Raw genomic sequence first — 20,820 nt, forward strand, 5'->3', positions numbered from 1 at the left:
GGGGTGCCGGGAGAAGGGGCGGCCCGCGGAAGGGCGGCCTCAGTCCTCCGGGAACGGCCGCTTCTCGCCGGCTTCCACGCGGGCGTCCAGGCTATTGTTCCGCACCGGCATGGGGCACGTGCCATACGGGGTGAACGCGCTGGGGTAGTTGATGGCCCGGTTGAAGTCCAGGACCACGCTGGATGTCCCGTCCGGATTGGGCCGGGGCCGCGGCATGGAGAGCTTCCGCCAGTCGTCCGTGGTGTCGCCGTTGGTCTCGTCGTGGAACGTCACGGTGAGGGCGCCCAGCTTTTCCTCCTCCGCCTGCAGCCGGACTTCATGGCTGCTCCCGGGCAGCCGGAACACCACCTCGCCCACGCTCCGGTGCACGCCGTCAACCAGCGGGTTGGCCGTGCTGATGGGCACGTCCACCGGTTCGGTGTAGGGCTCGAAGCGGCCCGTAACCTCCCAGGCGGGGTCATAAGGGAAGGTGGGCACGCCGTCGAACCCGGTCAGCACCGGCGAGCCGGCATCCCTGGTGCGGAGGGCGTACCGGCCGGCGCGCATGGCCAGTTCCACCACCACCTGGTCCCCGTCCGGCCCGCCGAACTGGACCCACATCAGCGATTCCTCGTCGGCGAGGGCAGCCGTGACGGTTCCGTCCACCGGTGCCCCTGTCTCCACCAGCGAAAGCCCGTCGGCCGGCACAGCGGTGAGCGCCGCCGTCGTACCGTCCGTGGACCAAAGCCCGGGGACGCCCTCGACGGCGGCCGGAGACTCCCCCAGCCACGCGAACGAGGTGAGGGTGAGCCAGCCGTGGCGGGCTGCGAGGGCGTTGTTGCGGTTGGCGCGGAAACGCTGCCAGCGCTCGAGCTTGGCGTCCGGGGCTGTAGTCATGGTTCCTCCCGGGCAGTGCGAGCGGGCGCCGGTCCTACAGCGGCGGCAACCACCGCAGCCGCGGCTGAGCGGGCGGCGTCTGCCGCGGCGGGGTCTGCATCAAGGGCGCCGCTGGCGAGGCCGCCGTCGAGCAGCAGGGAAATGCTGCGGGCCAGCCGGGCTGGATCGTCTGCTCCAGCCTGGGCCGCGAGGGTCTCAAGCCAGTCGAGAACCTGCTGCTTGTGGGCTACGGTTCGCTGGTGCACCCTGGTCTCGGCGGCCGACTCGGCAGCTGCGTTGATAAAGGCGCAGCCGCGGTACCCGTCCCGGCGGCAGGCTGCGCCGAGGGCGTCAAACAGGCCCACCAGCTGGTCCGCGGGGTCGGGTCCGGCAGCTTCCGCGGCGGCTTTCAGCTGCCCGGTCCAGACGGTGTCGACCTTGTCCAGGTAGGCGATGATCAGGTCATCCTTGGCCGGGAAATATTTGTAGAACGTGGCTTTGGCCACGCCGGATTCGGCGATGATGGTGTCGATTCCGGCAGCCCGAAGTCCTTGGGCGTAAAAGAGTCGGAAGGCGGTGTCGAGGATTCTTTCCCTTGCATGCCCCGCGGGTGTCCTCGCGGCCGGAATCGGCGTCATGACTCCATCGTACACAGACCGGTCTGTCTATTCAGGGCGATTCCTTGCAGTAGACAAGTCTGTCTGATACCGTCGCGTCCAGCAGGTAGACAGGTCTGTCTGCCGGAAGTGTCTAGGTGAAACAAGGGAGCGGGATATGAAGATTGCGGTTTTTGGGACCGGAATGGTGGGAACGGCCATTGCCGGAGCCCTCGCGGCCAACGGCCACGACGTCACGGTGGGAACCCGGGACCCGGAGGCCACACTGGCCCGGGCCGAAGCGTGGCCCATGGGCGGCACGCCCTTTGCGGAGTGGCACGCCGAACATCAGGAAATCAGGGTGGCCACCTTCGCCGAAGCGGCGGAAGGTGGCGACGTCATCGTGAACGCGACCAACGGAAGCGGCTCCCTGGCCGCCCTGAAGGCAGCGGGAGCGCAAAACCTGGCTGGCCGGATCATCGTTGACATAGCCAACCCGCTCGACTTCTCGGAGGGTTTCCCGCCGTCCCTGAACCCGGTCAACACGGACAGCCTGGGCGAGCAGCTCCAGCGCGCATTCCCTGACGCGCGTGTCGTCAAAACACTCAACACCATGAACGCCGCCATCATGGTGGCCCCTGGAAGTGTTGCCGGAGGTGACCACTCCGTGTTCCTCTCGGGCAATGACCGGGATGCCAAGGACGTGGTGCGCGGCCTCCTCGGCGAGTTCGGCCACCGGGACATCATCGACCTGGGCGACATCACAACTGCCCGCGGCACTGAAATGGTGCTCCCCCTGTGGCTGCGGCTCTGGGGTGCGCTGGGCAACGCAGACTTCAATTTCAAGGTGGCGCGCACGGCCGGGTAGGCGGCGTCCATGGGCGTACGTTACCCACCGGATGACATTATCTGAGATGGATTCCCACCCGGCCGCGACCTCCGGGTAGCATCGTTAGCTAGTAACGCGGCTCACAGTATCCAGCGCAGTGTACGAGCCAAGTCCGAACCCTCGAAAGATTAGTTTCCATGGCTCACACTGCAATGAATTCCGAATCCGACCTCGCATCCGAACTCCGGGCCGACGTCCGCCGGGTTTCCACGCTGCTCGGCGAATCCCTGGTCCGCCAGCACGGCCCTGAGCTTCTGGACCTCGTGGAGCAGGTGCGTCTCCTCACCAAGGAGTCCAAGGAAGCGGCGCGCGGGGGTGCGGACGCCACGGGCCCGTGGAGCGCGCACGACGTCGTGGCCCAGGTGCGCGAACTGCTCGGCTCGCTGCCCATCGAGCAGGCGACCGACCTGGTGCGCGCCTTCGCGTTCTACTTCCACCTCGCCAACGCTGCCGAGCAGGTCCACCGGGTGCGCGGGCTGCGCACACGCGCCGAAAAGGACGGCTGGCTGGCCAAGGCCGTGGCGGACATCGCCGACAAGGCAGGCGCCGGAGTATTGCAGGAAGTGGTTGACGGGCTGGACGTCCGCCCCATCTTCACCGCCCACCCTACCGAGGCATCCCGCCGTTCGGTGCTCGACAAGATCCGCAAGCTTTCGGACGTGCTGGCCCGGCCCACCGTCGAAGGAACCACGGCCCGCCGCCGACAGGACCGCCAGCTGGCCGAGATTATCGACCAAATGTGGCAGACGGACGAGCTCCGCCAAGTCCGGCCCACGCCGGTGGACGAGGCCCGCAACGCCATCTACTACCTGGGCGGCATCCTCACCGACACCATGCCGGAGATGCTGACGGACTTCTCCGAGCTCCTGGGCGAGCACGGCGTCAGCCTGCCCTCCCACGAGGCGCCCATCCGGTTCGGCTCCTGGATCGGCGGGGACCGTGACGGCAACCCCAACGTCACGGCGGCCGTCACGCGGGAAATCCTGCAGATCCAGAACCAGAACGCTGTGCGCATCAGCATTGGAATGATCGATGAGCTGATTTCCATTCTGTCCAACTCCACAGCCCTGGCCGGTGCGGACCAGCAGCTGCTGGACTCGATCGCAGCGGACCTGGAGAAGCTGCCCGGCCTGGACAAGCGTGTGCTGGAACTCAACGCGCAGGAGCCCTACCGCCTCAAGCTGACCTGCATCAAGGCGAAGCTGATCAACACCGGCAAGCGCGTCTCCGCAGACTCCAACCACCAGCACGGCCGCGATTACAGCGGAACCGATGAACTCCTGGCGGATCTTGACCTGCTGGAACTGTCCCTTCGGAACCACTCGGCCACGCTCGCCGCGGACGGTGCGCTGGCCCGTGCCCGCCGCGCCATCACCTCCTTCGGCCTGCACCTTGCCACCCTGGACATCCGCGAGCATGCGGACCACCACCACGACGCCGTGGGACAGCTGATGGACCGCCTCGGCGGCCCCGGCCTGCGCTACGCCGAGCTGAGCCGGGAGGAACGGTTCGAGGTGCTCGGCTCCGAGCTCGCTTCCCGCCGTCCGCTCTCCGGCCACCCAATCAAGCTCGAGGGCGCCGCTGACGGCACGTACGACGTTTTCCGTGAGATCCGCCGCGCCCTGCGCGCCTATGGACCCGACGTCATCGAGACCTACATCATTTCCATGACCCGGGGCGCGGACGATGTCCTCGCCGCGGCCGTCCTGGCCCGCGAGGCAGGCCTGGTCAACCTGTTCGGCGAGAAGCCGTACGCCAAGATCGGCTTTGCGCCGCTGCTGGAAACCGTTGAGGAACTGCGCGCTTCCGCTGAAATCATCGACCGGCTGCTCTCCGACCCGTCCTACCGTGACCTGGTCAGGCTGCGTGGGGACATCCAGGAAATCATGCTTGGCTACTCGGACTCCAACAAGGAATCCGGCGTGATGACCAGCCAGTGGGAGATCCACAAGACCCAGCGCAAGCTCCGTGACGTGGCCGCCAAGCACGGCGTGCGCGTGCGCCTCTTCCACGGCCGCGGCGGCTCCGTGGGCCGTGGCGGCGGGCCCACCTACGACGCCATCATGGCCCAGCCCAACGGCGTCCTGGAAGGTGAGATCAAGTTCACCGAGCAGGGCGAGGTCATCTCGGACAAGTACTCCCTCCCGGAGCTGGCCCGCGAAAACCTGGAGCTTTCCCTGGCCGCGGTCCTGCAGGGTTCCGCCCTGCACCGGGACCCGCGCACGTCCGAGGACCAGCGCGAACGGTATGGGCACGTCATGGAGGTCATCTCCGATGCCGCCTTCGACCGCTACCGCCAGCTGATCGACCACCCCGACCTGCCGGCGTACTTCCTGGCGTCCACACCTGTGGAGCAGCTCGGTTCTTTGAACATCGGCTCCCGGCCGTCCAAACGCCCCGACTCCGGCGCCGGCCTGGGCGGGCTGCGGGCCATCCCGTGGGTGTTCGGCTGGACCCAGTCCCGGCAGATCGTGCCCGGCTGGTTTGGAGTGGGCTCCGGCCTCAAGGCAGCCCGCGAAGCTGGAAACTCAGCCCAGCTTGCCGAGATGATGGAGAAGTGGCACTTCTTCAGGTCCGTCCTGTCCAACGTGGAGATGACCCTGGCCAAGACGGATATGGACATCGCCGGATACTACGTGGCCACTCTGGTCCCGGAGGAGCTCCACCACCTTTTCAACACCATCCGCGAGGAGTACGAGCTCACGGTCAGTGAAATCCAGCAGCTCACCGGCGAGAACCTGCTCCTGGACGCACAGCCCACGCTCAAGCGCTCCCTCGAGATCCGTGACCAGTACCTGGACCCCATCAGCTACCTGCAGGTGGAACTGCTGCGCCGCGTCCGGGCCAAGGACGCCGAAGCCGCGGGAACCATCGGCGCCGGCGAAATCGATGAGCGCCTGCAGCGGGCCATGCTGATCACCGTGAACGGTGTGGCAGCCGGCCTGCGCAACACCGGATAACCCCCGGGTTATACCGACGCTCTCTCACTTAAAGTCGGGTTTTTCAGGATCCTCTCTCACCCCTGCCGTGTTATCGCCCGGCTGGTGAGAGAGGATTCCGAGATCTTACGCAGCAAGTGAGAGAGCGCGTGGTCTCGGCCCACGCTAAGCTCCAGGGCCGCTCGTCCCGCTAAGGGCAGGTGACATTCCAGTTGAACGTCGCCAGGACGCCGTCCGGATTACCTTGCCAGAGGTAGGCGTGGAGATCGTAATGGACAGGCATTCCGGGCTCGTGCCCCGGCATGGGGCCATCGAATGCCTTCCCAAACATGGTGGGCCGGTCGTCGTCCGTTGCCAGGGACTGGTCCGCGTCTACCTTGAACCACTCTGCGGCTACCAGCTGGAGTCCACCTGCTCCGTCAGACGCATATGTGAAGGCATCCGGAACCAGCGGATCCATGTGCCCAAACTGGCTGAAGTTTACGTAGTGGTAGCCCATGCCTGGAACACAGTCACCTACGGGTACGTATCCAGCAGCAATGGCTGCGTCGACGTCGTGATACTGGGCCGTAGCCTGGCGTACCTGTGCAAGGTCCCTCTGACCTGCTGCTGACGCGCCGCTGATAGTCAGCATTGACACAAGCAGCCCTGCAGAGATTGCAGCCAGCAAGCGAAATGGGGTCCGTCTCATGATCGTTCTTCTTTCTTGATGCCGATAAAAACGATGAGACCGCCGCCAAATTCTAGTCCTGGCCGGTGCGAATATCTACCCTTCTTCCTCTATCGCTTTTGGTCCCCAAACGGCGGGCGGAATGGGGACCAAAAGTGATAGAGCGGCGGAGAGGCCGTATCACTCAACGGAAGGCAGGGATCCCTGTCAGATGCTGGCCGAGCACGAGGGTGTGCACTTCGTCAGTGCCCTCGTAAGTGCGCACGGACTCAAGGTTGTTGGCGTGCCGCAGCGGCGAGTACTCCAACGTGATGCCGTTACCGCCGAGCATGGTGCGGGCTTCCCGGCAGACCTCGATGGCAATGCGGCAGTTATTGAGTTTGCCTGCTGAAATCATATGGTTCTCCAAGCGTCCTGCGTCCTTGAGCCGTCCTATGCGCAGCGCCAGCAACTGGCCTTTTTGGATCTCCAGTGCCATGTTGACGAGCTTTTCCTGGGAGAGTTGGTACGCCGCAAGCGGTTTGTCGAACTGGATCCGTTTCTGGGAGTACGCCAGGGCCGTATCGAAACTGTCCCGGGCCGCGCCCAGGGCTCCCCAGATGATGCCATAGCGGGCTTCATTCAGGCATGAGAACGGTCCCCGTAGGCCGGGGTTGTGTGGAAGGATAGCGTCGGCCGGCAGGTGGACGTCCCGCAAAGTGATCTCGCATTGGATGGAAGCCCGCATCGAAAGCTTTGCCTCGATAGGGGTCGCTTTGAAGCCGGGGGTTCCTGTGGGTACCAGGAAGCCCCGGACCTGCTCGCGTCCGGCGTCATCGGTGGCTTTCGCCCAGATGACGGCGACGTGGGCGATGGAGGCCAGCCCGATCCATCGCTTGACGCCATTGAGTATCCACTCGCCGTCTTTAAGTACCGCCGTAGTCGTCATCGTGGACGGGTCCGAGCCCGCCGTGGGTTCGGTCAGCCCGAAGCAGCCGATAATTTCACCGGCTGCCATGCCGGGCAGCCAACGCTGTTTCTGTTCCTCTGAACCGTGCTTGGAGATGGCAGACATTGCGAGGGAACCCTGAACGGAAACGAATGTCCGCAGCCCCGAATCCCCGGCTTCCAGTTCCTGCATGGCGATTCCATACTGCACTGCGGTCTTGCCGGCACAGCCATAACCCTCCAGATGCATGCCCAGGAGGCCCAGTGCCGCCATTTCGGGAACGATCTCCTGTGGGAAGACAGCATCGTTGTACCAGGTGGCGATATTTGGCCGGATCCGTCGGTCTACGAACTCGCGGACAGCACCGCGGGTTTCCAGTTCTTCAGGGCTGAAATCGGCCTCAACGTTCAGCAGGTCTGTTGTCGCGATGGTCAGTGTGGTGTTCACAAGCGGTTCTCCTCTGATTTGGCGGCATGGGAACGTGCCTCCCCCTAGCGTCCACGAATCAGGCGCTCCGCAATACCCCCTCCGTGGCTATTGATGATTTGGTATCAATTACGCGGTAATTAGGTATTTGAAATCTACTAATTTCCGTGGAAATGTGACTTGGGATACAAACCCAGTCCGACAAAGGAGTCCACATGCTGCCAGCGTTCCCCCCCGGCTCCGCTGCGGCACGGGAAGCACTCGTCCGATGCGAACTCTCGGGGCGGGTTGCCTTGATTACCCTCAATGACCCGGCACGACGCAACGTCCTCGGGACGCACCTTAGGGATGAGCTCCGCGATGTTCTGGCAGAAGCAGGAGCCGACTCCAGAGTGGGTGCGATCGTACTTGCCGGGGAGGGGACCTGTTTCAGCGCGGGCGGCGATCTCGCTTCAATGCCGCCGCAAAGCAGGAACGCCGCTGCGGAGCGGATGGCCGGCGTCGCTGAACTGATGAGGGTGATCGTCCAGCTCGATAAGCCAGTCGTCGCCGCTGTTGGTGGCCCTGCTGCCGGAGTGGCCATAGGGGTCGTCTGTGCGTGCGACGTTGTTCTTGCCAGCGAAAACGCCCGTTTCCTGTTTCCGTTTACAAGGCTTGGCCTGCTGCCGGACGGAGGACTTGTCCATCTGCTCGCACAGCGGGTGGGTATGGCGCGCGCCCGGCGGCTATTGCTTGAGGCGGCCGCGATCGGCAGCAGCGATGCACTGGAGTTCGGACTCGTCGACGACGTGGTGACTGACCGTGATGTGGTCACGTCAGCAATAACGCGGGCCGGCGCACTCGCAGCCCGGGCGCCTCTGGCTGTAGCAGCACTCAAGGAGGGGTTCCGCAGCGCAAGCGGTGAGCTTGAAGACGCCCTCTCGTTGGAGCGGAGCCGGCAGCCGCTGCTGTTCGACACCGCTGACTTCCTGGAGGGCAGGAAGGCATTCTACGAGAAGCGCGAACCGCGGTTCTCCGGCCGCTGACGGCGGCCACTCCACCTAATCGAAAGGGCGCCATGAAAAAGGTGCACAGTATGATTCTCGCGCTCGCGGTGATTCCGGCCATGACGCTGACGGGCTGCACTGGCGCAGCTCCCGGCCCGTCGTCCGGGCCGAATGGTCTGCCGAAGCAGCTGGTTTGGTCCACATACAACGTTGGGACCGGAACCTATAACGACCTGGCCGCCATTGCCAACACCCTCACCGGCGAGGAAAGCGTTCAGGTGAGGCTGATGACAGCCGATACCGGCATTGGGCGGCTGGCTCCTCTTGTGAACGGAACGGTCGATTATGCCCGTACCGGTGATGAATATTACTACGCCTTCGAAGGGAGCTTTGAGTACGCCAGCCCCGAATGGGGACCACAGGACCTCCGCATGGTGTGGGCACCGCTGGGCAATTACGGGCTGTTGGTGCGCGAGGACAGCGGCATTGATTCCTATGAGGATCTAAAGGGCAAGCGTTTCCCGAAACTGACCGCAAACACTTCCATAAACAACAAGATGGAAGGTTTCCTCAACTACGGAGGCCTCACCTGGAAGGACGTGCAACAGGTTCCCATCTCCTATGGGGAGCAGATTGCTGGTCTCGAAGCGGGCAAGATTGATGCCCTTTATCAGAACGTCGTGGGGTCCAACATCGAGGAGTTGTCCAGTAAGACCGACGTCAAATGGTTGAGTTTCGATGATCCGGACCCAGCCCGCTATGAATCGTGGAAGGAACTTGCCCCCATGGTCCGTGTGGCCGAAGTCACGGACGGGGCCGGGATGGAGCAGGGTGAAGGCGCCAATGTCCTGGAGTACACGATCCCGCTCACCACTCTCGGCTCACGCGATGCTGACGAGGTCTACCGACTGGTCAAGGCCATGGTGGAGCACTTCGAAGATTACAACGGGACGACCCCCGACGCGACAAGGTTCAGCTTCGAGAAAGTCCTGAAGGAGCCGCTGGTGGTCCCGTTCCATGAAGGCACAGTGCGGTACTTCAAGGAGCGGGGCGCATGGAACGAGCAACTCGAGCGAAAGAACAACGAGCTCATCGAGCGCGGCGAAAAAATGCGCGAGGCGTGGCCGGAGATTGCCGAATCCTCGTCGAAGCGGGATCTTGCCGAGAACTGGAAAAACTGGAAGAAGACCGAACTGGACGGCGAGTCTGCCACCGAGACCAACAAGGGGACCACCAATGGGAACTGAAGCCCGGATCACGCCGTTCTGGCGGGGTGCCGTCGTTGCGCTGACGGTGCTGGGGGTGCTGCTCGCCATGAACCAGGTGTTCTTCTGGAACATGTTCGGGCTGTCACTGCTGTCGAACTCCTACCTCTATCTGGTGATGGCATGCTTCCTGCCGGTGGTCTTCATCGTCAATCCTGTTCGCAAGGCTCCGCTGGCCGAGAAAATCGAAGCCACCCACAGCGATGACGGTGATACCGCATCCGGGCACCGCGGGGCAGCGGTGCGGTGGTATGACATCGCGCTGATGTTCGTATCGGCCACGGTGTGCCTGTACTTCGCCTTCAACGGTGCAGAAATAAAGAATTTCGGCTGGGAATACATGGCCCCGGCGCCCGCCACCGTTGCAGCATTCGCCCTGTGGGCGGTCGTGCTTGAGGTGCTGCGTCGCACGGGCGGGCTCGTGGTGACGCTGATAGCGCTCGTCTTCTCCGTCTATCCGTTGTTCGCCGAATACCTGCCCATCGGTGTGCTGCAGGGGGTAACCTACGATTTGCCGACCTTGGCGCAGGTGCATGCGATGGGCGCGGAGAGCATCCTGGGCCTGCCCATCCAGACCGCCGCGACAATCCTGGTGGGTTTTCTGATCTTCGGGGTGGCCCTGCAGCACACCGGCGGTGCGGATTTCTTCCATAACCTCGCCATGTCGGTTTTCGGCCGGTACCGGGGCGGTGCGGCTAAGGTGGCAGTCGCCAGCAGTGCCGCGATGGGCATGATGAGCGGCAGCGCCGTCTCCAATGTGCTGACCACGGGTCCCATGACCATTCCCGCAATGAAGCGGTCAGGATTCAGCGCCACCTACGCCGGCGGAATCGAAGCCACCGCCTCCTCCGGCGGTTCCATCACCCCGCCCATCATGGGCACTGCGGCATTCCTGATGGTGTCCTTCGTGGGCGTGCCCTACACCGAAATCCTGGTCGCCGCGATCATCCCGGCTGTCCTGTACTTCCTGGGGATCTTCCTCCAGGTTGATGGATATGCGGCCCGCAAGGGTCTCCGGGGCGTGCCGGTCGCCCAGTTGCCCCGCGCCACGGCTGCCCTCGTCGCTGGCTGGCCCAGCGTTGTGGCCCTGGTGCTGCTGACCAGCCTGCTGTTTGTCATGAACTCTGAAACCCAGGTGCCCTACTACGTGATCGCTTTCCTCCTGGCCGTAGCAGTGGTCAGCCGCAAGCAACGGTTCGGGCTGAGTGAGTTCACGGACTTCCTGGTCGACTCCGGCAAGACCCTCAGCAACATCATCGGCATCATCGCCGGCGTGGGGCTGATCGTAGGGGGACTGACGGCGACTGGCGTCAGCCTGTCCCTTGCGCGGGAACTGGTTGCCCTGGTCGGCGACAACGTGGTCCTGATCCTGATCGCCGGGGCGCTTACCTGCTTCATCCTGGGCATGGGTATGACGATCTCGGCGGCCTACGTCTTCCTGGCCATCGTCATGGTCCCGGCAGTCGTGGATATGGGAGTCAACCCGCTCGCAGCGCATCTCTTTGTGATCTATTGGGCATCCGTTTCCTATATCACCCCGCCCGTGGGCCTGGCGGCTTTCGCGGCCGCCGGACTGGCCAAGGCGCCGGCGATGGCGACGAGTTTCGCGGCGATGCGGCTGGGCGCGGTGAAATACATCGTCCCGTTCGGCTTTGCGCTCAACCCGGCGCTCGTCGCCCAAGACGAACCCGGGAAGATCATCTTCGCCTTTGTGCTGAGCATCGTTGGGGTTTACGCCCTGGCCTCGGCCATTGAGGGATGGGTGGTTGGTTTTGACCGGCCGATGCGCGTTTTGTTCCGGATTACCGCGGGGGCCGGCGGCTTCCTCCTGTTCCTGCCCACGACTTTGTCCGTGGTGGCGGGGCTGCTGCTGGTGGCCGGGAGCGTTGGCCTCACCTTCCTCAGCAAGCCCGGCATCCCAGCACCGGAAACGCAGGCAGCCGACTCCGCTGAAGGCCCCGCGACGGACAGCACACAAAGCGTCAGCGCAGTCCACTGACAGCAAACCCGGAAAAAGGAGATTGATTCCCGTGACACATGCAACAGCGAGCGCGACGCTCGTCGCGACCGAGGTCATCGGCCGGATGGCGGTACTGACCATAGACCGTCCCGAGGTGCGTAACGCGCTGAACCGCCAGGTGCTCAGCGAGATCGAGGCTGCCCTCGAAGAATTTGAAGGGCGCGAGGACATCGGCGTGGTGGTCTTCACCGGTGCAGGCGAGAAATCGTTCATCGCAGGCGCAGACATTTCCCAGTTGGCCGGCTACACGCTCCAGGACGGTCTGCAGGCGCGAATGCAGCGGCTCTATGACCGTGTGCAGGATTACGGGAAGCCCACGATTGCCGCCGTCAACGGCTACGCACTGGGCGGCGGAAACGAACTTGCGATGTCCTGCGACATCCGCATCGCATCAGTCAATGCCCGCTTCGGGCTCCCGGAGACCAATCTGGGGATCCTTCCGGGAGCAGGCGGCACCCAGCGGCTGTCCAGGCTCGTAGGTGTTGGCCGGGCCCAGGAAATGATCCTCACAGGGCGGATCATCGACGCCGATGAGGCTCTTCGTATTGGTCTCGTCACGAACGTTGTCCCCGCAGAAGACCTGATGGACACCGTGGCCGTCACCGCGGACAGCATCCTCGCCAAGGGGCCGCTGGCCGTACGGCTGGCCAGGCTCGTAGTGCGCAACGGCATCGAGACTGATCAGCGAACCGGTCTCCTGCTTGAACGGCTGGCGCAGTCCTTGCTCTACGCCTCCGACGAGAAGGCCGAGGGGGCAGCTGCATTCCTTGAAAAACGCCCCGCACGGTTCGGTAAATCGATGACCGGCACTGAAACGGAACGGAAGGAACACGTATGAGCAGGCACGACACCGTTGATTCGATCCAGCATGTGCTGGTGGTGGGGTCGGGCGCCATGGGCACCCAGATCAGCGCCCTCTTTGCCCTCGGCGGCTATGACGTCACCATCAGTGACCTGGATATGAACGCGCTCGGCCGTTCCCGGGATGAGGTGCGCCGGCGGCTGGGGCGTATGGCGGAGAAAGGCAGCCGGAGCCGCAAGGAGATAGACGACGCGCTGGCACGGATGGCGTACACGACCGACTCCATGGAAGCAGCGCGGACCGCGGACTTTGTTCTGGAAGCCGCAGTCGAACGGCTGGACATCAAACGGCAGCTTTTCGCGGACCTGGACAAAGCGGCCCCGGAGCATGCCATCCTGGCCACGAACTCCTCCACGATCCCCTCATCCCTGTTGATTGACGCCACCGGCAGGCCGGACCGGGTGTGCAACATGCACTTTTTCAATCCTGCCCTCGTCATGCAGTGCGTTGAGGTCGTACGGAATCCATTGACGTCGGACAAGACCGTCGAAGCCACGGCCGAATTGGCCCGCAGGATCGGCAAGCAGCCCGTCAGGCTCAACAAAGAAGTCCCCGGATTTGTCGCCAACCGGCTCCTCGGAGCGCTGCGGGACGAGGCACTTCGCCTCGAGGAATCGGGCGTGGCCAGCTTCGGGGACATCGACGTCGCCGCGAGAACCGCTCTGGGCCACCCCATGGGGCCGTTCGAACTGATGGACCTGGTGGGAATCGATGTCAGCTACCTGATCCGGCTTGCAGAACATGAGCAGACGGGGGACCCAAAGGACCTGCCCCACCCATCAATCGAGAAGCTCTATGCCCAAGGCCGCTACGGGCGCAAGACCGGGCACGGCTGGTACGAGTATGCCGGCTGAAAGCGGCTGCCCGCGCCCGTTTTGGACTACGAGAGGAAAAAAGATGAGCCAGTCCCTGGCCGCAGAGGAACTGCGGAATATTTTCGGCCGATCCGGGACGGGCCCGCTGGCAGGGATAGTGGTGGCGGACCTGACCCGGGTGCTCGCGGGCCCCTACTGCACCATGCTGCTGGCCGACATGGGGGCGACTGTCATTAAGGTGGAGAGCTCCGCCGGCGACGACGCCCGTGCGTGGACCCCGCCGCACCGGGACGGGGAGAGCACGTTCTTCCTCTCGGTAAACCGGAACAAGCACTCTATTTCGCTGGATTTCACCGACCCCGAACAACTTGAGCTTGTCAGGCAGATCATCGCCCGTGCGGACATCCTGGTGGAAAACTTCAAGCCGGGCGGGCTCACGAGATACGGCCTTGATTACGAAAGTGTCAGTGCATGGAGGCCGGACCTGGTTTACGCCTCGATCACCGGTTTCGGTACGGCGGGTGGGGCGGAGTTGCCGGGCTACGATCTTCTGGCCCAGGCGCTGTCCGGCATGATGAGCCTCACCGGCAGCCAGCATGGCGGGCCGTACAGGGCGGGTGTGGCGCTGTTCGACGTCATCACGGGACTCCATGCAGCCGTGGGTGTCCTTGGCGCATTCCACGAGCAGCAGGAATCCGGGACGGGGCAGCACGTTGAACTGAACCTCTTGTCCTCGGCCCTGTCAGGACTGGTCAACCAGTCAGCAGCGTATGTGACAGGAGGTACCGTCCCCACCCGGATGGGCAACGAGCATCCCAGTCTCTACCCGTACGAACCGTTCCCGGCCCGGGACAAGGAGATCGTCATCGCCGTCGGCAACAACGGACAGTTCGGACGCCTGTGCGTATGCCTGGGTGTCCCGGAGCTCGCCCGGGACGAGCGCTTCAGCACGCCGGCGGCACGCAACGAACACCGGGCGGCGCTGCGCGGGCTCATGATCGAACGGCTGGCAACCGAGGATGCCGGGGTCTGGTTCGAGCGACTGAAGGCAGTGCAGGTGCCATGCGCGCCGATCCTGACGGTCGAGGAAGGAGTTGAGCTGGCCCAGAGCCTCGGGCTGGAGCCCGTGGCGATGGCCGGCAAGGGGGACCGCAGCATTCCTACGGTCCGCCACCCCGTGTCCTTCAGCCGGACCCCCGTCGACTACAGCCAGGCTCCACCCCTGCTTGACGGTGACAGGGACAAGATCCTGCTCTGGCTGGACGGCGCACGGCAGGCGGTCCGAAAAGCCTCATGAGCCTCGTGTTTACCGCGCCGCTGGCCGTCCGCTGGTCAGACATGGACATCAACCGCCACGTCAATAATGCGCGCATTGTCACCCTGCTCGAAGAGGCGCGGCTCGCAGCGATCGCACACTGGCTCGGTGAAACCGGCATTCCCGACCCAACGAACCCGCGGGTTGTCGCCTCCCTGAGCCTCGACTATCTACGGCCGATCGACCATGGACCGGAACTGACGGCCAAGGTGTGGGTTGCCGGTGTGGGTCGTACCTCTTACACCGTGGCCTACACGCTGCACCAGCATGGGAATGTAGCGGCCAGGGCCCGGACAGTGCTTGTCCAGATGGATCCGGCTACGGGACGCCCTGCACCGCTTCCAGCAACCGTGCGAGATTCTTTGAACGAGGTGCAGGTTCCCCAGCCGTGCACCGCAGACGAACGTGCATGAACACCACCGAGCAGGGCAGGACCGGCAACGGAGGCCGCAGGATCGCCTACTTTGCCCTGCTCGGCACCACCGCGCTGGGCACCCTGTCAGCGAACGTCATCAATGCACCGTTATACGTCATTCAGACCGATCTCGGGATGACCAGGCAGCAGGCGGTCCTGGCCGTCAGTGCCTTCACGATGGCGATGGCAATGTTCGTGCCACTTGCCGGGTGGGTCGGCGATCGGGTGGGAACAAAGACCTTGCTGGTCTGGGCCCTCAGTGTCCTTGTCCTTGCCGGGGCCGCGGCCTCGCAGGCTTCAGGGACCGAGGCCCTGGTCGCTGCCCGGGCCGTGCAGGGTGCGGCATGCAGCGCCATCCCGCCGTGCGTGCAGGCCGCCTTGATGAATCATTGGCCGGAGCGGACGGCGCAGGCCATGGGGGCCTGGGCTTCCGCGATCGGCCTTGGCCAGGCGGTCGGGCCGCTTTTCGGCGGTCTCGTCACCGAAGCCCTCGGCTGGCGGAACGTGTTCCTCAGCCACGGATTGCTGGTCCTGGTCATGATCCTTCTGCTCATTGCCTCCATGCCGGCCAGCGGCCCTCAACGGCCTCCAATGCACAGGTTCGCGATGTTCTGGCTCGTCGTGGGGGCCGGGTCCACGGCTGCGGGCACCGTACTGATAGGCCAGGCCACGTCCTGGTGGTGGATATTGTGCTCCCTGGGCAGCGCGGTCTTCAGCTTGTGGCTGTTCGGGCGGCTTTCCGTCCGGCGGGCCCGCTTCGCAGCCGAACACGCTGGCGCTCCGGGCCCCTTGCTGGATCCCAGTCTCCTGCGCGACCGCGGATATTTGCGGGCGGCCGCCGGGGCCGGACTGGCGATGGGATCGATGGCGGTTTTCATTGTGGCCGTACCGCTGTTCCTGGCGAGGGACTTGGACATGGGTCCTGCAGGCATCGGAGCCATTGTCTTCACGATGGCGCTCTCCATGATCGTGGCCGGCCCCCTCGCCGCCAGGCTTGGCCGCCGCCGCGGCGTGAATGTGCAACTTCGGCGCGGCATCCTGATCCTCATGGCATCCGGGCCGGTCGTGGCGCTGGCGGTTTGCTGTTCCCGGTTCGGCATGGTCCCGTGGGCGGTCCTGTCCATGGTGGTGGCCGGACTCGTGCTCGCGGGCACAGGCATAGCCTTTACCCAAAGCGCGGCAGCAACCGACATCGTCCTATCCGCCGCAGGAAGGTCCGGGACCGCAGTAGGCATCCACAACATGATCCGTTTCCTCGCGATGGGGGCCGGATACGCCGTCGTGGCCCTTGCCTACGCCGCTGACGCGACCCTCCTCCTTTTCCCCTTTGTCTCCCTGATGGGAGTCGCCATGCTTTACGCATTCGGGGACGCCCGCGGCCTGACACGCCGCACCGCCGGTGTTCCCCGGCCCATCCGGGTAATCCCCGAACCCGCCAACGAAAGGACCAAAAATGACCATTGAAACTGCAGCCCAACGGGCAACACCCGTAGCCACCGGGACCAGCACCGACGCTGACTATTTCCGCCTGGACGAGGACCTCAGCCCAGAGGAGATCGCCGTCCGGAACAAGGTGCGCAGTTTTGCCCAGGAACGCGTGTTGCCTGTGATCAATGAATACTGGGAGCGTGCCGAGTTCCCGTGGGAACTGGTGCCCGCCCTGGCAGAGTTAAACGTCGCCGGCACCACAATCCAGGGCCATGGATGCCCGGGCATGAGCCGGAAGGCGGCCGGCATGGTTGCCCGTGAAATCGCCCGGGCCGACGGCAGCATCAACACGTTCTTCGGCGTCCACTCCAACCTCTGCATGGGCGCGATCAACATGCTCGGCAGCGAAGAGCAGAAGGCCCGCTGGCTACCGGGCATGGCCCGGCTGGAAAAGACCGGCGCCTTCGCACTGACTGAGCCGGAGCATGGTTCCGATTCTGTCGCCCTGGAGACCAGTGCCCGCCTCGAAGGCTCCTCATGGGTGCTCAACGGACATAAGAGATGGATCGGAAACGGCCACGCGGCCGACGCCGTGGTTGTCTTCGCCCGGAATGTTACGGACGGGCAGGTTAACGCCTTCGTCGTTGAGAAGGAGGACGACGGCGCATACCCCGCCGGCTACCGGCCGGAAGTCATCAGGGGCAAAGTGGGAAAGCGCGCCATCAACCAGGCCGACATCCTGATCACGGACCTCCGCGTCCCGGCCGCGAACCGCCTCACAGGCTGCAACTCCTTCAAGGACGTCTCCCGAGTCCTTCAGGCCACCCGGGGCGGAGCTTCCTGGGAAGCCGTGGGACACGCCATGGCGGCCTTCGAAATCGCCGCCGACTACGCGTCGAAGCGTATGCAGTTTGGCAAGGCGATCGGCGGCTACCAGCTGGTCCAGGCGCGGCTGGCGAACATGCTCAGCGAACTCACCGCCATGCAGTTGCTGTGCAACCGGATGGCCGAGCTCGCGGACCGCGGCCAGCTGACCAACGCCCAGGCGTCGATGGTGAAAATGGCGACAGCCCAGAAGGGCAAATGGATCTGCAACGAGGCACGTGACCTGCTGGCCGGGAACGGACTGTTGCTCGAAAACCACGTTGCCCGGCATATGACCGACATGGAAGTGGTGTCCACCTACGAGGGCACCGATTCCATTCAAGCCCTGCTGGTGGGCAGGGACATCACCGGCATTTCTGCCTTCAACTAAACCACCGGCGCTGCACCAGCAGCAGCAACAGGTACGCACTAAGGAACGGACACAAGAATGATGGAAGCCTTTCTCGTCGGAGGGGGACGCACCCCTGTAGGCCGCTATGGCGGCGCCCTGTCGACCATGCGGCCGGATGACCTCGCGGCCCTGGTGGTCGGACACGTGGTGACGGACGCGGGGATCGACCCCCACGACGTCGATGAGGTGATTTTTGGCAACGCCAACGGAGCGGGGGAAGACAACCGGAATGTGGCCCGGATGGCCTGGCTGCTGGCGGGGTTTCCCGACACAGTTCCCGGCATTACGGTCAACCGCTTGTGCGCATCGGGGCTGTCGGCCATCACCATGGCCTCCCACATGGTCAAGGCCGGAGCAGCGGACCTGGTGGTCGCCGGCGGCGTGGAATCGATGTCCCGGGCCCCCTGGGTCATGGAGAAGCCCGCCAAGGCGTACGCGAAGCCCGGAGAAATTTTTGACACGTCCATCGGCTGGCGCTTCACGAACCCCAGATTCCACCACGTCGACAAGTTGACCTTTTCGATGCCCGAAACCGCAGAGGAAGTCGCCACCGTCGACGGCATTTCCCGCGAGGACGCCGATGCGTTCGCCGTGGCGTCCCACGCCAAGGCGGTCGCTGCGATCGGCGCCGGCCGCTTCGCTGCCGAGACCGTTCCGGTAACGGTGACAGGCCGGAAGGGAGCTGAAACCATTGTGGACACCGACGAAGGGCCCCGTCCCGGCACCACCATGGAAGTCCTGGCTGGTTTGCGGCCGGTCGTCCAGCACGGCACCGTCGTCACAGCCGGCAACTCATCTTCCCTCAACGACGGTGCCTCCGCGGTCCTGGTCGCGTCCGAACGGGCTGTCGAGAAGTACGGGCTCCGTGCCCGGGCCCGGATCGTCGACGGTGCCTCCGCCGGTGTGGAGCCGCACCTCATGGGCATCGGCCCCGTGCCGGCAACCCAAAAGGTGCTCGACCGCGCCGGGTGGGGGATCGGTGACCTTGGTGCGGTGGAGCTCAATGAGGCATTTGCCAGCCAGTCCCTGGCCTGCATCCGCCGTCTCCGCCTGGACCCGGAGATTGTGAACAGCGACGGCGGGGCGATCGCCCTTGGACACCCCCTCGGATCATCCGGATCCCGCCTGGTGGTCACCCTGCTCGGCCGGATGGAGCGCGAAGGCGCCGGACGTGGACTGGCCACAATGTGCGTCGGCGTGGGCCAGGGCACGGCCCTGCTGGTGGAGCGGGTCTGATGGCCGGAATCGTGCCCGGTGTCGTAGGCGTGCTGGGAGGAGGCCGCATGGGTGCGGGTATCGCCCATGCCTTCCTGCTTGCCGGGGCAAGGGTGGTTGTAGTGGAGCGGGACTCGAAGTCTGTGCAGGCCGCGAAGGACCGGATTCATCGGGACCTGGCGGCGTCGCTTGAGCGGGGCGCCGCGGGTGGCAGCGTGGACCAATGGACCGGAAGACTTTCCCTCTCAGTCGACTGCGCCGATTTCGCCCGGGCCGGTCTCGTCGTCGAAGCCGTCCCGGAGGTGTGGGACGTGAAGGTCGCCGCCCTGCAGGAGGTGGAACGTCATCTCCAGGCGGGTGGATGGCTGGCAACCAATACTTCTTCCCTGTCAGTGGAGGGGCTCGCCGGGCAACTGCGGAGGCCGGAGCGCTTCTGCGGGCTGCACTTTTTCAACCCCGTCCCGGCCTCCCATCTCGTGGAAGTGGTGCTCGCCCGGAATACAGGTCAGGAGCTCGCAGACCTGGCACCGAGGTGGGTGGGGGAACTGGGCAAAACCCCCGTCGTCGTCAATGACGCCCCAGGTTTCGCTTCCTCCCGCCTGGGTGTGGCTATTGCGCTGGAGGCAATGCGCATGGTGGAGGAGGGTGTAGCCTCCGCAGAAGACATCGATAACGCGATGAAGCTGGGCTACAAGCATCCAGTCGGCCCGCTGGCGTTGTCGGACATGGTGGGCCTTGATGTCCGACTGGGCATCGCGGAGTACCTGGAACGTACTCTCGGCCCGCGGTTCGCACCGCCGCGGCTGATGCGGGATATGGTGGCCCGCGGGGAGCTGGGCCGGAAGTCAGGCAAGGGGTTCTTCACCTACAGTCCGCAGGCGGACGCAGGCTGAGGGGCGCGTGTTCGAGGGTGGCAGGGTCCGGGACCGGGAGAACGCTTTCGGAGATTTCGATGACCGCCTGGACGGCGGGATTGAGGTCCCCCTTCCGCCAGATCAGCCGTACCTCGACTGGACGCTGTTCCTGTTTCAAGGGTCTGTAGACCACGCCGCGGGAGGGGATGTTGTCGCGCACGCTTGAAAGAATCAGCGAAATGCCAACCCCGGCGCCCACCAGCACAACCAACGTCCAGGAGTCGGGGGCTACCTGGACGATGCGGGGTACGAATCCGGCGTTCACAGCAAGGGTGTTCAGCCGGTTGGGCAGGGTGGCGCCTGCTCCGCCGGGCAGGACGATCCATGCTTCATCGGCGAGGTCTTCGGCGGAAACCGCGTCATTCGCCGCAAGGGAGTGATTTTCCGGCAGTGCGATCAGCAGCTCTTCCACGGCGGTGAGCCGGGAGCTGATACCCGGCGGCAGGAAGTCCCATCGGCCGATGACGAGATCGAGGGAACCGTCCAGGACCTTCTCGAGGCCTACATGCGAGAACTGGGAGCTGTGGAGCTCCAGGGAGATGCCCGGCCGCTTGCGGCGGATCTGGCGGGCGAGTTCTCCCACGGCCTGATTCACGGATGCGCCGGCGAAACCGATACGCGCACGGCCTACCTCGCCTGCCTTGGACTTACGGACTACGTCCTTGATCCGTTCCGCCAGCAGGACGAGTTCACGGGCGGGCTCGATGAGGGCTTCCCCTTGCGGAGTGAGGCTGACGTGGCGCGTGTTGCGTTCGAACAGCGTGCCGTCCAGTTCGGCCTCCAGTTGCCGGATGAGACGGCTGAGGGGCGGCTGGGCCATATGCAGCCGCTTGGCGGCGCGGCCGAAGTGCAGTTCCTCAGCAACGACGAGAAAGGCACGGGCCTGCTGGATTTCCATCCCTCAAGGTTATTGCAGCCAGAGACTTGATGCGCCGTGCATTGGTATCCAAACGGGGAATAGATCAAGGTTCTCCCGGTTCAATCCGGAAGGATGAATGCGGGACCG

General features: G+C 64.4%; 18 protein-coding genes. 13 read left to right on the forward strand and 5 right to left on the reverse strand.

Going from position 1 to position 20,820, the window contains the following annotated elements; translation table 11 throughout:
• Window positions 1-39 precede the first annotated feature (39 nt).
• Together ACIQC0_RS05250 and ACIQC0_RS05255 are read right to left on the reverse strand one after the other, a co-directional pair.
• Window positions 40-876 carry a DUF1684 domain-containing protein gene (locus ACIQC0_RS05250; protein ID WP_400533114.1) on the reverse strand — a complete coding sequence of 279 codons (837 nt, stop codon included), beginning with the start codon at window positions 874-876 and terminating at the stop codon, window positions 40-42.
• Window positions 873-1,493 (reverse strand): TetR/AcrR family transcriptional regulator, encoded by a 621-nt coding sequence (locus ACIQC0_RS05255; RefSeq protein ID WP_377216650.1) that lies wholly within the window; start codon window positions 1,491-1,493, stop codon window positions 873-875. Before ACIQC0_RS05255 ends, ACIQC0_RS05250 begins: the two co-directional genes overlap by 4 nt.
• A gap of 136 nt (window positions 1,494-1,629) precedes the next feature.
• Between ACIQC0_RS05255 and ACIQC0_RS05260 the strand changes: the two genes are divergently transcribed.
• Both ACIQC0_RS05260 and ppc read left to right on the forward strand, forming a co-directional pair.
• Window positions 1,630-2,319: an NADPH-dependent F420 reductase gene (locus ACIQC0_RS05260; protein WP_400533116.1), complete on the forward strand. Its 690-nt coding sequence runs from the start codon at window positions 1,630-1,632 to the stop codon at window positions 2,317-2,319.
• Window positions 2,320-2,477: 158 nt separating this feature from the next.
• The gene (gene ppc / locus ACIQC0_RS05265; protein ID WP_400533118.1) at window positions 2,478-5,300 is read left to right on the forward strand and encodes a phosphoenolpyruvate carboxylase; all 2,823 of its coding nucleotides are present in this window, start codon (window positions 2,478-2,480) and stop codon (window positions 5,298-5,300) included.
• A gap of 169 nt (window positions 5,301-5,469) precedes the next feature.
• Here the strand turns inward: ppc and ACIQC0_RS05270 are convergent, their stop codons facing one another.
• Both ACIQC0_RS05270 and ACIQC0_RS05275 read right to left on the reverse strand, forming a co-directional pair.
• Window positions 5,470-5,913: a hypothetical protein gene (locus ACIQC0_RS05270; protein ID WP_400533120.1), complete on the reverse strand. Its 444-nt coding sequence runs from the start codon at window positions 5,911-5,913 to the stop codon at window positions 5,470-5,472.
• Window positions 5,914-6,133: 220 nt separating this feature from the next.
• A complete protein-coding gene (locus ACIQC0_RS05275; RefSeq protein WP_400533287.1) occupies window positions 6,134-7,291 on the reverse strand; it encodes an acyl-CoA dehydrogenase family protein in 1,158 nt (385 codons plus the stop codon).
• Between the two features lie 227 nt (window positions 7,292-7,518).
• Here ACIQC0_RS05275 and ACIQC0_RS05280 point away from each other — a divergent pair, with 227 nt between their 5' ends.
• From ACIQC0_RS05280 to ACIQC0_RS05330, 11 genes are read left to right on the forward strand one after another with little or no spacing between them, the layout of a single operon-like run.
• Window positions 7,519-8,328 carry an enoyl-CoA hydratase/isomerase family protein gene (locus ACIQC0_RS05280; protein WP_377216654.1) on the forward strand — a complete coding sequence of 270 codons (810 nt, stop codon included), beginning with the start codon at window positions 7,519-7,521 and terminating at the stop codon, window positions 8,326-8,328.
• Between the two features lie 32 nt (window positions 8,329-8,360).
• A complete protein-coding gene (locus ACIQC0_RS05285; protein ID WP_400533122.1) occupies window positions 8,361-9,536 on the forward strand; it encodes a TAXI family TRAP transporter solute-binding subunit in 1,176 nt (391 codons plus the stop codon).
• Window positions 9,526-11,553 carry a TRAP transporter permease gene (locus ACIQC0_RS05290; protein WP_400533124.1) on the forward strand — a complete coding sequence of 676 codons (2,028 nt, stop codon included), beginning with the start codon at window positions 9,526-9,528 and terminating at the stop codon, window positions 11,551-11,553. The genes ACIQC0_RS05285 and ACIQC0_RS05290 overlap by 11 nt, the downstream gene beginning before the upstream one ends.
• Before the next feature lie 31 nt (window positions 11,554-11,584).
• The gene (locus ACIQC0_RS05295) at window positions 11,585-12,412 is read left to right on the forward strand and encodes an enoyl-CoA hydratase/isomerase family protein (RefSeq protein WP_400533126.1); all 828 of its coding nucleotides are present in this window, start codon (window positions 11,585-11,587) and stop codon (window positions 12,410-12,412) included.
• The gene (locus ACIQC0_RS05300; RefSeq protein ID WP_377216658.1) at window positions 12,409-13,290 is read left to right on the forward strand and encodes a 3-hydroxyacyl-CoA dehydrogenase family protein; all 882 of its coding nucleotides are present in this window, start codon (window positions 12,409-12,411) and stop codon (window positions 13,288-13,290) included. Before ACIQC0_RS05295 ends, ACIQC0_RS05300 begins: the two co-directional genes overlap by 4 nt.
• A 43-nt stretch (window positions 13,291-13,333) precedes the next feature.
• Window positions 13,334-14,548, forward strand: a complete 1,215-nt coding sequence (locus ACIQC0_RS05305; protein ID WP_377216659.1) for a CaiB/BaiF CoA transferase family protein — start codon at window positions 13,334-13,336, stop codon at window positions 14,546-14,548.
• The gene (locus tag ACIQC0_RS05310; protein ID WP_377216660.1) at window positions 14,545-14,979 is read left to right on the forward strand and encodes an acyl-CoA thioesterase; all 435 of its coding nucleotides are present in this window, start codon (window positions 14,545-14,547) and stop codon (window positions 14,977-14,979) included. The genes ACIQC0_RS05305 and ACIQC0_RS05310 overlap by 4 nt, the downstream gene beginning before the upstream one ends.
• Window positions 14,976-16,445 (forward strand): MFS transporter, encoded by a 1,470-nt coding sequence (locus ACIQC0_RS05315; protein ID WP_400533129.1) that lies wholly within the window; start codon window positions 14,976-14,978, stop codon window positions 16,443-16,445. The genes ACIQC0_RS05310 and ACIQC0_RS05315 overlap by 4 nt, the downstream gene beginning before the upstream one ends.
• Window positions 16,435-17,664 (forward strand): acyl-CoA dehydrogenase family protein, encoded by a 1,230-nt coding sequence (locus tag ACIQC0_RS05320; RefSeq protein WP_400533131.1) that lies wholly within the window; start codon window positions 16,435-16,437, stop codon window positions 17,662-17,664. The genes ACIQC0_RS05315 and ACIQC0_RS05320 overlap by 11 nt, the downstream gene beginning before the upstream one ends.
• 57 nt (window positions 17,665-17,721) lie before the next feature.
• A complete protein-coding gene (locus ACIQC0_RS05325; protein WP_377216663.1) occupies window positions 17,722-18,921 on the forward strand; it encodes a thiolase family protein in 1,200 nt (399 codons plus the stop codon).
• Window positions 18,921-19,793: a 3-hydroxyacyl-CoA dehydrogenase family protein gene (locus ACIQC0_RS05330; RefSeq protein WP_400533133.1), complete on the forward strand. Its 873-nt coding sequence runs from the start codon at window positions 18,921-18,923 to the stop codon at window positions 19,791-19,793. The genes ACIQC0_RS05325 and ACIQC0_RS05330 overlap by 1 nt, the downstream gene beginning before the upstream one ends.
• Here the strand turns inward: ACIQC0_RS05330 and ACIQC0_RS05335 are convergent.
• Window positions 19,762-20,712: a LysR family transcriptional regulator gene (locus ACIQC0_RS05335; RefSeq protein ID WP_400533135.1), complete on the reverse strand. Its 951-nt coding sequence runs from the start codon at window positions 20,710-20,712 to the stop codon at window positions 19,762-19,764. The two genes, ACIQC0_RS05330 and ACIQC0_RS05335, sit on opposite strands and share 32 nt — an antisense overlap.
• Window positions 20,713-20,820: the final 108 nt, after the last annotated feature.

The sequence above is a fragment of the Pseudarthrobacter sp. NPDC092419 genome (assembly GCF_044755045.1).
In the GTDB taxonomy this organism is placed as follows: domain Bacteria; phylum Actinomycetota; class Actinomycetes; order Actinomycetales; family Micrococcaceae; genus Arthrobacter.